Genomic DNA, 13,923 nt, shown 5'->3' on the forward strand with positions numbered 1-13,923 from the left:
TGGCCTTGGTGTTCAATGTGGCCGCGGCGCTGCAGACCGCCGTGCCCGACTACACCGGATCGCTGCAGGACAGGCTGGCCGCCGACCCTGGGATCCGGCAGCACCTGCAACTCGGTGGCCTCGTCAACGACCAGAACGCGCAGCTGTCCAACTGCGGCAACGGTGCCACGGAGCTCGAAAACTGCGGCCCGGCACCGGGTCTCAAGGGCATAACCGAATGGCTGAACACACCCGGGGACCGGCCGGTCGAACTCGCGTCGCTGCGCGGCAAGGTTGTCCTGATCGATTTCTGGGCGTACTCGTGCATCAACTGCCAGCGCGCCATCCCCCACGTCGTCGGCTGGTACGACGCGTACAAGGAGTACGGGTTCGAGGTGGTCGGGGTGCACACGCCCGAGTACGCCTTCGAGAAGGTGGCCGGCAATGTCGCCAAAGGCGCCGCCGACCTGGGCATCCGGTATCCGATCGCCCTCGACAACCGGTATTCGACGTGGACGAACTACCGAAACCGCTACTGGCCCGCGGAATATCTGACCGACGGCGCCGGCGAGGTGCGGCACATCAAGTTCGGCGAAGGTGACTACAGCGTCACCGAGAAGCTGATCCGGCGGCTCCTCGTCGACGCGCATCCCGGACTCGAGCTGCCGCCGCCGCGGGACACGACCGGCTCCGCTCCCCGCCGACAGACCACCCCGGAGACTTATTTGGCAGTCGGCAAGGTCGTCAACTACGGCGGTGGCGGCCGTTACGACGAAGGGGCCGCGACGTTCGACTACCCACCGGCCCTCGCCGCCGACAGCTTCGCGCTGCGGGGACGGTGGTCGCTGGACTACCAGGGCGCGACGGCCGACACGGACCGGTGCGGCATCGAACTGAACTACCACGCCCAAGACGTCTATGTCGTCGCCGGTGGAAGGGGAACTCTGACCGTCACGCGCGGCGGACACTCCGTTGCGGTGCCGATCAGCGGTCCGCCGACGTCGCACCAGATCGTCGCCGACGATCGTCTGGCGCCGGGAACGCTCGAGGTTCGCCCCAGCCAGGGGTTGCAGATCTACTCGTTCACCTACGGCTAAACCCCGGCGCGATTGATTTGCACGGTCGGCAGTCCAAACCGGTTCGAGCTCCGAACTACTCGTGTCGATACCAATCCGGCGGCGGATACCGTCGCCGACACTTAGGAGGCCAGACACATGAAAGCACGCACCACCTCAATGTTGGCGACGGGTTTCGCGGCGGCGACCCTCATCGGTCTCACCGTGACCACCGCCCCGACCGCGGCAGCGGCCGACCTGGTGGGGCCCGGATGCGCGGATTACGCGGCGGCAAATCCCAGCGGTCCCGCATCGGTAGAGGGCATGTCGCAGGTCCCCGTCGCGGTGGCGGCGTCGAACAACCCGATGCTGACGACGCTGACCGCCGCGCTTTCCGGCAAGCTGAATCCCGATGTGAACCTGGTCGACACGCTCGACAACGGCCAGTACACGGTGTTCGCACCGACCGACGCCGCCTTCGGCAAGCTGCCGGAGTCGACGATCGGCCAGCTCAAGACCGATTCGAAGCTGCTGACCAGCATCCTGACCTATCACGTGGTGCAAGGGCAGCTGAGTCCGGCTCGGGTGGCGGGTTCCCACAAGACCCTGCAAGGCGCGGACGTGAACGTGACCGGCCAGGGGAACGATCTCAGGGTCGCAAACGCCCGCGTTGTCTGCGGTGGCGTGCCGACGGCGAACGCCACGGTGTACCTGATCGACACGGTGCTGATGCCGCCGATGTAGTCGTTCGGTCGGGAAAAGCTCCGTCACAACGTGATCGGTGGGGAAATTCATCGGCATGGTGGGCGATGATGGAAGCGTGACGCTGAAGAGTCCCGACGGCGTGCTGGGCATCGGCGAGTTCGAGCCCACCTTCGAGGCCGAGCTGGCCGCGCGTTACCGGATCCCCAGGCTGCCCGACGGTCCCGGTCGGGCCGATTTCCTGGCGGGGCGCGCGGCCGGTGTCCGGGTGCTGGTCACGTCCGGGCGGCCCGGCGTCGACGCGGAGATGATAGCGGCGCTGCCCGGCCTGGAGGCGATCGTCAATAACGGCGCCGGTGTGGACCTGATCGACCTGGACGCGGCGGAGCGCTTGGGGGTCGGCGTGAGCAACACCCCCGGCGTGCTCTCGGACACGGTCGCCGATACGGCGCTGGGGCTGATCCTGATGGCGGTGCGGCGTTTCGGCGCCGCCGACCGCTACGTGCGGGGCGGCCGATGGGCGCGCGAGGGCCAGTTCCCGTACGCCAGGGACGTCAGCGGCCTGCGGGTCGGCATCCTGGGCCTCGGTCGCATCGGTTCGGCCATCGCGAGCAGGCTGCTCGGGTTCGACTGTGCCATCGCCTATCACAACCGCAACCGGATCGAAGGGTCGCCGTACCGCTACGCCGAGTCTCCGGTCGAGTTGGCCGAATCGGTCGACGTCCTCGTCGTCGCCACCACGGGTGATCACGAAGCGCGCCACCTGGTCGACCGCAGAGTCCTGCACGCGTTGGGGCCCGAGGGCTACCTGATCAACATCGCGCGCGGCAGCGTGGTCGACCAGGACGCGCTGGTGGAGCTGGTGACCAGCGGCGGGCTGGCCGGCGCGGGCCTGGACGTCTTCGCCGACGAGCCCCGGGTGCCCACGGAGTTGCTCGGGCTCGACAACGTGGTGCTCTTCCCGCACATCGGCAGCGCGACGGCCCGGACGAGACGGGCGATGGCGCAGCTCGCGATCCGCAATCTGGACAGCTATCTCCAGACCGGTCAGCTCGTGACACCCGTGCTGCGGCCCCGCGGCCGGCGGTGACGCGGTCTACTCGGTCGGGGGAGCGGGCTCGGCGGGCGAGGCGAGCCGGGTGGGGCGCTCGTGCCCGCGGAGGGTGACCGTCTCGCCCAGCGACCAACGGGCGCGCTCGTTTTCGCTCGCGCCGTCGAGCGTGCCGGCCGTCGCGAGCAACCGGCCCGGATATGACTTGGCCAGCTCGCACAGCCGCGCGGCCTCGTTGACCGGCTCACCGATCACGGTGTACTCGAAGCGTTCCCGGGCGCCGACGTTGCCGGCGACCACTTGGCCCGCCGCGACGCCGATGCCGGCCTGGCATTCGGGCATCTCCTCGCCGAGCCGCTCGGCGATGCGGCGGGCAGCCGCCAGCGCCTCCTCTTCGGGGCGCTCGAGGCGGTTCGGGGCGCCGAACACGGCCAGCGTCGCGTCGCCCTCGAACTTGTTGACCAGGCCGCGGTGTCGGTCGACCTCCTCGACGACGATGCCGAAAAACCCGTTGAGCACCGCGACGACTTCGGCGGGCGGGCGGCTGGTCACCAACTGGGTGGAGCCGACGATGTCGATGAACACGACGGCGACGTGGCGTTCTTCCCCGCCCAGCTTCGGGCGCTCGCGTTCGGCGGCGGCGGCCACCTCGCGTCCGACGTGCCGGCCGAACAGGTCGCGCACGCGTTCCCGTTCACGCAGGCCGTCGACCATCGCGTTGAAACCGCGTTGCAACTCGCCGAGTTCGGTCCCGTCGAACACCACCAGGTTGCCCCGCAGATCGCCGCGCTCGACCCGCTCGAGCGCCGTGCGCACCACCCGCACCGGCGTTGCCGTCAGCCACGCCAGGATCCACATCAACAGGCAACCGAAAATCAGCGTGGCGGTGGAGATCATCACCACGCCGACGGCGAACTCGGTTTCGGTCATGTTGCGCATCAGGAGCTGGAAGAAGGCCACCAGCGCGATACCGATCACCGGGACGCCCGAGCCGAAGAACCAGACCATCATGGTCCGGCCCATGATGCCCGCGGTCAGCCGCTGGGGCGGACGTCCCGCCTCGAGCGCCTGCGCGGCCACCGGACGTAGCGCGAACTCGGTTGCCAGATAGCTCCCGGTGGCGACCAGGACGCCCGCAAACGTCACGACGAACAGGAACCGCGGGACGAACAAGACGTTGACCAGCCCGTAGAGGGTGGTCAGCAGCGCCGCGCCGGATCCCCACAGGACGATGTCGACGATCGCGACCCGCCACGGCGCCAGGAACGTGTTGCGCTCGTCCTCGCGGGTCGGTGTGCGCTCCTCGATCGACCAGCGCAGCGCGATCACGGTCCGCCGGGTGATCCAGAACGCGCCCAGTGCCAGCGCTACCGCGATGTAGGCGGGCACCACCGCGAACGTGAGCCAGAGCGGCGCGTCGTCGAACACGCTCGGCTCGGGGATCGCGACCGTCACCAACAGCAGGGCGACGCCGATGCCGATCAGGTTCACGGCCACGACGAGCACGGTCAGGATCACCTGGATGCGGATGCGCCGGCGCCGTTGGCTTTCGGTGACCCGCCCGAGCAGCAGCGAGCCGTACGCCGGGGTCTCCGACAGCCGGCCGCTCTGACGGGTGACCGCTTCGAGCACCCGGCCCAGGCGCCGTGCCACCGTCTTTTCTGCCGACATGGTGGCGTCAGCCTAATTTGTCGGCCACGCTCTAAGGTGAGTCGGGTGCGACTCGTGATTGCCCAATGCACCGTCGACTACGTCGGCCGGCTCACCGCGCATTTACCGTCCGCGCGCAGGTTGTTGCTGTTCAAGGCCGACGGGTCGGTCAGCGTGCACGCCGACGACCGCGCCTACAAGCCGTTGAACTGGATGAGTCCGCCGTGCCGGCTGACCGAGGAGCCCGTCGGCGAGGCGCCGGTGTGGGTGGTGGAAAACAAAGCAGGAGAACAGCTGCGCATCACCGTCGAAGCGGTCGAGCATGACTCCAGCCACGACCTGGGCGTCGATCCCGGGTTGGTCAAGGACGGCGTCGAGGCCCACCTGCAGGCGTTGCTCGCCGAGCACGTGCAGCTGCTGGGCGAGGGGTACACGTTAGTGCGCCGGGAGTACATGACCGCGATCGGGCCCGTCGATCTGCTCTGCCGCGACGAGCGGGGCGGGGCGGTCGCGGTGGAGATCAAGCGGCGCGGCGAGATCGACGGCGTCGAGCAGCTCACCCGTTATCTCGAGCTGCTCAACCGCGACAGCCTGCTGGCCCCGGTCCACGGGGTGTTCGCCGCCCAGCAGATCAAACCGCAGGCGCGCACGCTGGCCGAGGACCGCGGGATTCGTTGTCTCACACTGGATTACGACAAGATGCGGGGCATGGACAGCGACGAGTACCGGCTGTTCTGAGGGCCCCGGATTAGACTGGCCGCATGGCACGGCGCCGCACACCGCCGCGACGACAGCGGCCCGTGCCGTTGTCGGCGGTCTCGCGGCGGGTCGAGACGGGACCCGACGGGCACGAATACGAGGTTCGCCCGGTCGCGGCGGCGCGTGCCGTCAAGATCTACCGCTGCCCCGGCTGTGACCACGAGATCCGTTCGGGCACCGCGCATGTGGTGGTCTGGCCGACCGATAATCACGACGCCGGGATCGGGGACCGCCGGCACTGGCACACGGGGTGCTGGGCCGCCCGCGCGACGCGCCGGCCTACCCGGAAATGGTCGTGAGGCCCTTCAATGCCGCAGCCGTTCAGGAAGCGGGTTCGACGAGCTCGATGAGGACTCCGCCGGCATCCTTGGGATGGACGAAGTTGATGCGGGAGTTGGCCGTACCGCGGCGGGGTGCTTCGTACACCAGACGGACCCCGTGGGAGCGCAGGTGCTCGCTGATGACGTCGAGGTCGCCGACCCGGACGGCCATCTGCTGGATGCCCGGCCCGCGCTTGTCGAGGAACTTGGCGATCGTCGACGAGTCGTCGATCGGGGCCATCAGCTGAATCTGTGCGGTGCCGGGCGGCGCGTCGCGCACCGCCAGCATGGCCTCACGGATACCCTGATCGTCGTTGACTTCCTCGTGCACCAGGATCATGCCGAGGTGGTCGTGGTACCAGGCGATGGCCGCGTCGAGGTCGGGGACTGCGATGCCGACATGATCAACCGCCGTCACGAGCGCGGTAGACAGCAACTGACGGGCGTCAACTTGATCCGTCGTCATCTCACAACGGTAACCTGACGGCAAAGATTTCGCTTCTTCGGGGATCGGAATCGGCCCCCAGTGAGCGCCTAGTAGGCCTAAGGAGATAGTCATGACGACGTCGGTGATCGTTGCTGGAGCCCGTACTCCCATCGGCAAGCTGATGGGTTCGCTGAAGGACTTTTCGGCCAGTGACCTGGGCGCCATCGCGATTTCCGGCGCGCTGGAAAAGGCCTTCCCGAACGTCGAGGCGCCGGCGTCGCTGGTCGAGTACGTGATCATGGGCCAGGTGCTGACCGCCGGAGCCGGTCAGATGCCCGCGCGCCAGGCGGCGGTGGCGGCCGGCATCGGCTGGGACGTCCCGGCACTGACGATCAACAAGATGTGCCTGTCCGGTATCGACGCCATCGCCCTGGCTGACCAGCTGATTCGCGCCGGAGAGTTCGACGTGGTGGTGGCCGGCGGGCAGGAGTCCATGACCAAGGCGCCGCACCTGCTGATGGACAGCCGCTCGGGCTACAAGTACGGCGACGTCACCGTGCTGGACCACATGGCCTACGACGGCCTGTACGACGTGTTCACCGACCAGCCGATGGGCGCGCTCACCGAGCAGCGCAACGACGTCGACAAATTCACCCGCGAGGAGCAGGACTCCTACGCCGCGCGTTCGCATCAGCGGGCGGCCGCGGCGTGGAAGGACGGGGTGTTTGCCGACGAGGTGGTGCCGGTCAACATCCCGCAGCGCAAGGGTGACCCGCTGCAGTTCGCCGAGGACGAGGGCATCCGCGCCAACACCACCGCCGAATCGCTGGCCGGTCTCAAGCCGGCGTTCCGCCGTGACGGCACCATCACCGCGGGTTCGGCGTCGCAGATCTCCGACGGCGCGGCCGCGGTCGTGGTGATGAACAAGGAGAAAGCCCAGGCGCTGGGCCTGACGTGGCTGGCCGAGATCGGTGCGCACGGCGTCGTGGCCGGACCGGATTCGACGCTGCAGTCGCAGCCGGCCAACGCGATCAGGAAGGCGCTCGGGCGCGAAGGCATCTCGGTCGACCAACTCGACGTGGTGGAGATCAACGAGGCGTTCGCGGCGGTCGCGCTGGCCTCGACCCGCGAGCTGGGGCTGAATCCCGACATCGTCAACGTCAACGGCGGCGCGATCGCCGTCGGGCACCCGATCGGCATGTCGGGAGCCCGCATCGCGCTGCACGTCGCCCTGGAGTTGGCGCGCCGCGGCTCCGGCTACGGTGTCGCCGCCCTGTGCGGGGCGGGTGGACAGGGCGATGCGCTGATTCTGCGGGCCGGGTAACGGCCCCCGCGCCGGCGTTGCTGGCGCGGGGTTCGCGCGCACACGTGTGATGTTCGTCATATCGGGCGCTCAGGCGCCTTTCGGCGGGGGCCGCGGCCGGATTTTCACTGTGCGCGAGTGTCCGCGCGACCGGGTGGATCGGGTGCCGATGTGCATGACAGACTTGACGGCGTGACGCGTCCGCGATCCTCCATAGGGCCTGCGCTGGCTGGTGCGGTCGACCTGTCCGGCCTCAAGCAGCGCGCTCAGCAAAAAGCATCGGCAGCTGGGGCCGGCGGCCGGGCGGCGCCGGCGGCGGGGGTGACCGAGGTCACCGAGGCCAATTTCGAAGACGAGGTGCTGATCCGGTCCGGCGAAGTGCCGGTCGTGGTGCTGTTGTGGTTGCCGCGCAACGACGCGTGTGCCCAGCTGGCCGAAACGCTGTCCGCGCTGGCCGCCGAGGACAACGGCAAATGGTCGCTGGCCACGGTGGACGTCGAGGTGGCTCCCCGGGTCGCCCAGGCGTTCGGTGTGGAGGCGGTTCCGACCGTGGTGGCGTTGGCCGCCGGGCAGCCGTTGTCCAGTTTCGAGGGCGTGCAACCGGCCGACCAGCTGCGCCGTTGGGTGGATTCGCTGCTCGCGGCAACGGACGGCAAGCTCAGGGGCCCGGGGGAGGCCGGGGAGTCGCCGCAAACCGATCCGGAGCTGTTGCAGGCGCGCCAGCGACTCGAGGCCGGCGACTTCGAGGCCGCCAAGGAGTCGTACCAGGCGATCCTGGACGCCAACCCCGGCAGCGTCGAGGCGAAGGCCGCGATCAGGCGGATCGACTTCCTCACGCGCGCAACGGCTCAAGTCCCCGACGCGGTCGCGGTGGCCGATGCGGCGCCGGGTGACATCGACGCCGCCTTCGCGGCCGCCGACGTGCAGATCCTCAACCAGGACGTCGGCGCCGCCTTCGAACGTCTGATCACGTTGGTGCGCAAGACATCCGGGGACGAGCGCGCCAAGGTGCGCACCCGCCTCGTCGAGTTGTTCGAACTGTTCGATCCGGCCGATCCGGAGGTCGTCGCCGGCCGGCGCAACCTCGCCAACGCGCTGTACTGACGCGGCGAGCAGACGCAAAATCGCCCTGAAACCTCCGGTTTAGGGCGATTTTGCGTCTGCTCGCGCTGAATGCCGAGCGCTACTCGGGCGCCAGCCACAGCGCCGACGTGGGCGGCAACACCAGACACGCCGACGCCGGCCGCCCGTGCCACGGGTCCTCGGTCGCGTCGACGCCACCCATGTTGCCGACCCCGGAACCGTTGTAGTCCGTGGCGTCGGTGTTGAGCACCTCGCGCCACCGGCCGGCGCACGGCAGTCCGAGCCGGTAGCCGCTGTGCTCGGCACCCGCGAAGTTGAAGACGCAGGCCATGACCGAACCGTCGCTGCCGTAACGCAGGAAGCTCAGCACGTTGTTGGCGGAGTCGTTGGCGTCGATCCAGGAGTAGCCGTCGGGAACGGTGTCCTGGCTCCACAGCGCCGGATGACTGCGGTAGATGGCGTTGATGTCGCGCACCATCCGCAGGATGCCGTTGGAGAAGCCCTGCTCGTCGAGTTGCCACCAATCCAGGCCGTGCTCCTCGGACCACTCGTTGCGCTGGCCGAATTCCTGGCCCATGAACAACAACTGCTTGCCCGGGTGCGCCCACTGGTAGGCGAGCAGGCTGCGCAGGCCGGCGGCCTTGACGTGGTTGTTGCCCGGCATCCGCCCCCACAGCGTGCCCTTGCCGTGCACCACCTCGTCGTGGCTGATCGGCAGGACGTAGTTCTCGCTGAACGCATAGAGCATCGAGAACGTCATCTCGTGGTGGTGGTAGCTGCGATAGATCGGGTCGCGACTGATGTAGTCCAGGGTGTCGTGCATCCAGCCCATGTTCCACTTCATCGAAAAGCCCAGGCCGCCAAGGCTTGTCGGACGCGTCACGCCTGGCCACGACGTCGACTCCTCGGCGATGGTGACGATCCCCGGCGCCGTCTTGTGCACCGTGGCGTTCATCTCCTGCAGGAACTGGACCGCCTCGAGGTTCTCGCGCCCGCCGTAGACGTTGGGCGTCCAGCCGCCGGCCGGGCGCGAGTAGTCCAGGTAGAGCATCGAGGCGACGGCGTCCACGCGCAGGCCGTCGACATGGAACTCCTCGATCCAGTACAGCGCGTTGGCCACCAGGAAGTTGCGCACCTCGCGGCGGCCAAAGTCGAACACGTAAGTGCCCCAGTCGAGTTGCTCGCCGCGTCGTGGATCGGAGTGCTCGTAGAGTGCGGTGCCGTCGAAGCGGCCCAGCGCCCACGCGTCCTTGGGAAAGTGTGCGGGCACCCAATCCACAATGACCCCGATGCCGGCCCGGTGCAGGGCGTCGACGAGTTCGCGGAACTCGTCGGGTGTGCCGAACCGCGACGTGGGCGCGTAGTAGGAGGTGACCTGGTATCCCCACGAGCCGGCGAACGGGTGCTCGGCCACCGGCAACAGTTCGACGTGGGTGAAGCCGTGCTCCACCACATAGTCCGTGAGCTCGCGGGCGAGCTGGCGGTAGCTGAGCCCCGGGCGCCACGAACCCAGGTGGACCTCGTAGGTGCTCATCGGCTCGAACACCGGATTGCGCTCGGCGCGTCGGGTCATCCAGTCCTCGTCGCTCCAGCGGTAGCTGCTGACCGCCACGCGTGACGCGGTGTGCGGGGGCACCTCGGTGGCAAACGCCATCGGGTCAGCCCGTTCGGTCACCACGCCGTCGGCGCCGTGCACGCGGAACTTGTAGAGGCCGCCGACGGAGAACCCGGGCCAGAACAACTCCCACACGCCCGAGGAGCCCAGTTCCCGCATGGGCGCGTCGGTGCCCGTCCAGCCGTTGAACTCCCCGATCAGGCTGACGCCTTTGGCGTTGGGTGCCCAGACGGCGAAGGAGACACCGTCGACCACACCGTCGGCCGTGGTGAAGGAGCGGGGATGGGCGCCGAGGACTTCCCAGAGCCGCTCGTGACGTCCTTCGCCGAACAGGTGCAGGTCCATCTCGCCCAGGGTGGGCAGGAAGCGGTAGGCGTCGGCGACCGTGTACGGGTCGGAGCCCTCATAGCTGATCTGCAGCCGGTAGTCGATCAGGTCCGTGAAGGGCAGCGCCACGGCGAACAGGCCTGATTCGATGTGACGCATCGGGTACCGGTCGTCACCGACGAGCGCGACGACCTCGGTGGCGTGCGGCCGGTATGCCCGGATAACGGTGTGGTCGGCATACTCGTGGGCGCCCAGAATGCTGTGCGGGTTGTAATGGGTGCCGGCCACCAGAAGCGACAGGTCGTCATGGTCGGGCGCCAGGTGCGTTTCGGCGAGTTGATCGGCATTGCTCATATCCCTTTCACCTCCGGTGCGTTCAACCCCTGCGTAGCAGCGTGATTCGGGATTCGTGCGGTATGAGGGGCATGTTGATGACGTGCGCGACTGCTTGCGCCGGGTCTAGGCGAACGTAATTGGCTTGGCCCCATTGGAATTCGTGTCCTGTTATCTCGTCGCGCACCCAGAATCGTTCGTAGGGCTCCATACCCAGTGCGGCCATGTCCAACCACAGGGTGGCTTCCTCGGGCCCGAACGCGTTGAGACTCACCACCACCAGCACGCAGTCGCCGGTGGCGGGGTCGAACTTGCTGTAGGCCAACAGGGCGTCGTTGTCCACGTTGTGGAAATGTATGGTGCGCAGCTGCTGCAGCGCAGGATGACGCCGGCGGATCTCGTTGAGCTGGGAGATGAACGGCTCGAGCGACCGACCCTCGGCGAGTGCGCCCGCGTAGTCGCGGGGACGCAGTTCGTACTTCTCCGAGTCCAGGTACTCTTCGCTGCCCTCCCGCACCGCCCGGTGCTCGAAGAGTTCGTAGCCGGAGTACATGCCCCAGGCCGGGCCCATCGTGGCGGCCAGCACGGCGCGGATGGCGAACATGCCGGGACCGTTGTGCTGCAGGATCGCGTGCAGGATGTCGGGGGTGTTGACGAACAGGTTGGGCCGGCGGAAGTCGGCGAGCGCGGCGATGTCGTTGCCGAACTCGGTGAGTTCCCACTTGGCCGTGCGCCAGGTGAAGTAGCTGTAGGACTGGGTGAAACCGAGCTTGGCCAGCCCGTATTGCCGGGCCGGCGGCGTGAACGCCTCGGAGAGGAACAACACGTCGGGGTCGCGGTCTTTGATCTGGGCGATCAGCCAGGCCCAGAAGTTCGGTGGCTTGGTGTGCGGGTTGTCGACCCGAAATATCTTGACGCCGTGATCGATCCAGTGCCGGCACACGCGCAGAACCTCCTCGTAGAGGCCGGCGGGGTCGTTGTCGAAGTTGAGCGGATAGATGTCCTGGTACTTCTTCGGCGGGTTCTCGGCGTAGGCGATTGTGCCGTCCGGCAGCTCGGTGAACCACTCCCGGTGTTCGCGGGCCCAGGGGTGATCCGGCGCGCATTGCAGTGCCAGATCCAGCGCCACTTCCATGCCCAAAGCCCTTGTCGCGGCCACGAAGTCGTCGAAGTCATCGATGGTGCCCAGGCTGGGGTGGATGGCGTCGTGGCCGCCCTCGTCGCTGCCGATCGCCCACGGCGAGCCCACGTCCCCGGGTGCCGCGGTGGGGGAGTTGTTGCGGCCCTTGCGGTGCACCTTGCCGATCGGATGGATCGGCGGAAGGTACACGACGTCGAACCCCATGTCGGCGATGCGTGGCAGCTGGGCGGTCGTCGTGGCGAAGGTGCCGTGCACCGGGTTGCCGTCGGCGTCCCATCCGCCGGTGGAGCGCGGAAACAGTTCGTACCAGGCGCCGAAGCGGGCCAGCGGCCGGTCCACCCAGATCGCGAACTGTTCGCCGTGGGTCACCAGGTCGCGCAACGGGTGCTCGGCCAGCAGTTCGTCGATCTCGGGCGCCAGGGCCAGCGCGGTGCGGGTGACCGGGTCGCCGGGGGCCCGCAGCGTTGCGGCCGCGGCCAGCAGCGGATCGCGGAGCGCGCGGGGCACCCCGGCCGCGGCGCGCTCGAACAGCCCGGCACCGACCAGCAGGTCGTTGGACAGTTCGGTCTCGCCCTGGCCGGCGTCCAACTTCGCGATCAGCCCGTGCTTCCACGTGGCGATCGGGTCGCCCCACCCGTCGACGCGGAACATCCACAGGCCGACCCGGTCGGGGGTGAACTGGCCGTGGAACACGTAGGGCTCTTCGCCCATCGTCATGGGGAACAGCTGCGGCTTGACCCGCTGCTGATCGGCCGCGCCCGCCTCGTGCGCCCCGGCTGGCCGCGTGGGGGCCTCGACCGCCTTGATTTGACGGACCTCGGTCACCTGCGGATAGCGCTGTCCGAGGTGGCGCACCACCAAGGTCGCCGCGACGGCGTCGTGGCCCTCCCGCCACACCGCCGCGCTGACCGGGACGACCTCGCCGACCACCGCCTTGGCGGGGTACGCGCCGCACGAAACGACGGGCTGGACGTTATCGATCTCGACGCGACCCGGCACCACCACTCCATTCAATCTGCCCGGCTCCTCCTCCGCCCGCTGCTCGGGCGGATTCGTCGCCGGGGGATTCAATCTGCCCGGCTCGTCGGCGGCCCGCGGTAGTGGCCGGGGCCGTTCCGGTTGTGCGGCACGACCGCGGGGTCCCTCGTCGCGGAATGCCTTTCGTGCGGGAAAACTCGTTTCGTGGGGGACCACGCCTGGAAAGTCTCGCCGCGCCCCCATTACTTCCCGATACCCACCCTAGGGTCCGGCCACACCACTGAAGGTAAACGCTGGGTTAGTAGCGCTGCACCGGTTGGCAGCCTCAGTAAGGTAAGGACGTGTGAAAGCCCTCCGCCGCTTTACCGTCCGTGCTCATCTACCCGAGCGCCTGGTCGCGCTGGAACAGCTCTCCACCAACCTGAGGTGGTCGTGGGACAAGCCGACACAGGACCTGTTCGCCACCATCGACCCGACGCTGTGGGCCCAGTGCGGCTCCGATCCGGTTGCGCTGCTGGGGGCGGTGAGCCCCGCCCGGCTTGACGAATTGGCCGTCGACGAGGGATTTCTCAGTCGGCTCGACGCCCTGGCCGCCGACCTGCGCGACTACCTGAGCCGTCCGCTCTGGTACCAGCAGCAGCAGGACAACGGGGTGGCGATGCCGACGGCGATCGCCTACTTCTCGATGGAGTTCGGCGTCGCCGAGGTGTTGCCCAACTACTCGGGCGGGTTGGGGATCCTGGCCGGCGACCACCTGAAGTCCGCCTCCGATCTGGGGGTGCCGTTGGTGGCCGTGGGCCTCTATTACCGCTCCGGATACTTCCGGCAGTCGCTGACCGCCGACGGCTGGCAGATGGAGACCTACCCGTCGCTGGACCCGCAGGGGTTGCCGCTGCGGCTGCTCACCGACACCAGCACCGGCGATCCGGTGCTGGTGGAGCTGGACCTGCCCGACTCGGCGCAGTTGCGAGCCCGGGTCTGGGTCGCGCAGGTCGGTCGCGTTCCGCTGCTGCTGCTGGATTCCGACGTGCCCGAGAACGAACACGAGCTGCGCGGCGTCACCGACCGCCTCTACGGGGGCGACCAGGAACACCGCATCAAACAGGAGATCCTGGCCGGCGTCGGCGGGGTGCGGGCGATCCGCGCGTTCACGGCCAACGCGGGCCTGCCCGCGCCCGAGGTATTCCACATGAACGAGGG

At 68.3% G+C, this 13,923-nt stretch carries 12 protein-coding genes; 8 read left to right on the top strand and 4 right to left on the bottom strand.

The window, feature by feature from the left end:
- The 3 genes from AC2VOR_RS14660 to AC2VOR_RS14670 all read left to right on the top strand — a co-directional run.
- A partial coding sequence (locus tag AC2VOR_RS14660; RefSeq protein ID WP_486964012.1) for a redoxin domain-containing protein occupies window positions 1-1,076 on the top strand: 1,076 nt, incomplete at its 5' end.
- Between the two features lie 138 nt (window positions 1,077-1,214).
- Entirely contained in the window at window positions 1,215-1,778 is a 564-nt protein-coding gene (locus AC2VOR_RS14665) for a fasciclin domain-containing protein (RefSeq protein WP_486964016.1), read from the top strand.
- 55 nt (window positions 1,779-1,833) lie between these two features.
- Window positions 1,834-2,826, top strand: a complete 993-nt coding sequence (locus tag AC2VOR_RS14670) for a 2-hydroxyacid dehydrogenase (protein ID WP_369741492.1) — start codon at window positions 1,834-1,836, stop codon at window positions 2,824-2,826.
- A gap of 6 nt (window positions 2,827-2,832) precedes the next feature.
- Here the strand turns inward: AC2VOR_RS14670 and AC2VOR_RS14675 are convergent, their stop codons facing one another.
- Window positions 2,833-4,458, bottom strand: coding sequence for an adenylate/guanylate cyclase domain-containing protein (locus AC2VOR_RS14675; protein ID WP_369737647.1), 1,626 nt, complete (start codon window positions 4,456-4,458; stop codon window positions 2,833-2,835).
- 45 nt (window positions 4,459-4,503) lie between these two features.
- Here AC2VOR_RS14675 and nucS point away from each other — a divergent pair, with 45 nt between their 5' ends.
- Together nucS and AC2VOR_RS14685 are read left to right on the top strand one after the other, a co-directional pair.
- The gene (gene nucS / locus AC2VOR_RS14680; protein ID WP_369737649.1) at window positions 4,504-5,175 is read left to right on the top strand and encodes an endonuclease NucS; all 672 of its coding nucleotides are present in this window, start codon (window positions 4,504-4,506) and stop codon (window positions 5,173-5,175) included.
- Between the two features lie 23 nt (window positions 5,176-5,198).
- Window positions 5,199-5,495 (top strand): hypothetical protein, encoded by a 297-nt coding sequence (locus tag AC2VOR_RS14685; RefSeq protein WP_486964013.1) that lies wholly within the window; start codon window positions 5,199-5,201, stop codon window positions 5,493-5,495.
- A gap of 22 nt (window positions 5,496-5,517) precedes the next feature.
- On the opposite strand, the gene mce is transcribed toward AC2VOR_RS14685, so the two are convergent.
- Window positions 5,518-5,982, bottom strand: coding sequence for a methylmalonyl-CoA epimerase (mce, locus tag AC2VOR_RS14690; protein WP_486964014.1), 465 nt, complete (start codon window positions 5,980-5,982; stop codon window positions 5,518-5,520).
- 91 nt (window positions 5,983-6,073) lie between these two features.
- On the opposite strand from mce, the gene AC2VOR_RS14695 reads away from it, so the two are divergent.
- Window positions 6,074-7,267 (top strand): acetyl-CoA C-acetyltransferase, encoded by a 1,194-nt coding sequence (locus AC2VOR_RS14695; protein WP_369737654.1) that lies wholly within the window; start codon window positions 6,074-6,076, stop codon window positions 7,265-7,267.
- 171 nt (window positions 7,268-7,438) lie between these two features.
- Window positions 7,439-8,350 carry a tetratricopeptide repeat protein gene (locus AC2VOR_RS14700; protein WP_369737656.1) on the top strand — a complete coding sequence of 304 codons (912 nt, stop codon included), beginning with the start codon at window positions 7,439-7,441 and terminating at the stop codon, window positions 8,348-8,350.
- A 79-nt stretch (window positions 8,351-8,429) separates the two neighbouring features.
- Here the strand turns inward: AC2VOR_RS14700 and glgB are convergent, their stop codons facing one another.
- Window positions 8,430-10,625, bottom strand: a complete 2,196-nt coding sequence (gene glgB, locus AC2VOR_RS14705) for a 1,4-alpha-glucan branching protein GlgB (RefSeq protein WP_369737657.1) — start codon at window positions 10,623-10,625, stop codon at window positions 8,430-8,432.
- A gap of 22 nt (window positions 10,626-10,647) precedes the next feature.
- Window positions 10,648-12,744, bottom strand: a complete 2,097-nt coding sequence (locus AC2VOR_RS14710) for an alpha-1,4-glucan--maltose-1-phosphate maltosyltransferase (RefSeq protein WP_369741493.1) — start codon at window positions 12,742-12,744, stop codon at window positions 10,648-10,650.
- A gap of 322 nt (window positions 12,745-13,066) precedes the next feature.
- Here AC2VOR_RS14710 and glgP point away from each other — a divergent pair.
- Window positions 13,067-13,923 (top strand): alpha-glucan family phosphorylase (gene glgP / locus AC2VOR_RS14715; RefSeq protein WP_486964015.1); only part of this gene is annotated, 857 nt, incomplete at its 3' end.

Source organism: Mycobacterium sp. TH-M103 (assembly GCF_057473785.1).

Bases quoted from the DNA above. Each gene is read 5' to 3' on its own strand.
- AC2VOR_RS14670 (WP_369741492.1), top strand. From the start codon at position 1,834: ATGGTGGGCGATGATGGAAGCGTGACGCTGAAGAGTCCCGACGGCGTG.
- AC2VOR_RS14695 (WP_369737654.1), top strand. From the start codon at position 6,074: ATGACGACGTCGGTGATCGTTGCTGGAGCCCGTACTCCCATCGGCAAG.
- mce (WP_486964014.1), bottom strand. From the start codon at position 5,982: ATGACGACGGATCAAGTTGACGCCCGTCAGTTGCTGTCTACCGCGCTC.
- AC2VOR_RS14685 (WP_486964013.1), top strand. From the start codon at position 5,199: ATGGCACGGCGCCGCACACCGCCGCGACGACAGCGGCCCGTGCCGTTG.
- AC2VOR_RS14665 (WP_486964016.1), top strand. From the start codon at position 1,215: ATGTTGGCGACGGGTTTCGCGGCGGCGACCCTCATCGGTCTCACCGTG.
- AC2VOR_RS14675 (WP_369737647.1), bottom strand. From the start codon at position 4,458: ATGTCGGCAGAAAAGACGGTGGCACGGCGCCTGGGCCGGGTGCTCGAA.
- glgB (WP_369737657.1), bottom strand. From the start codon at position 10,625: ATGAGCAATGCCGATCAACTCGCCGAAACGCACCTGGCGCCCGACCAT.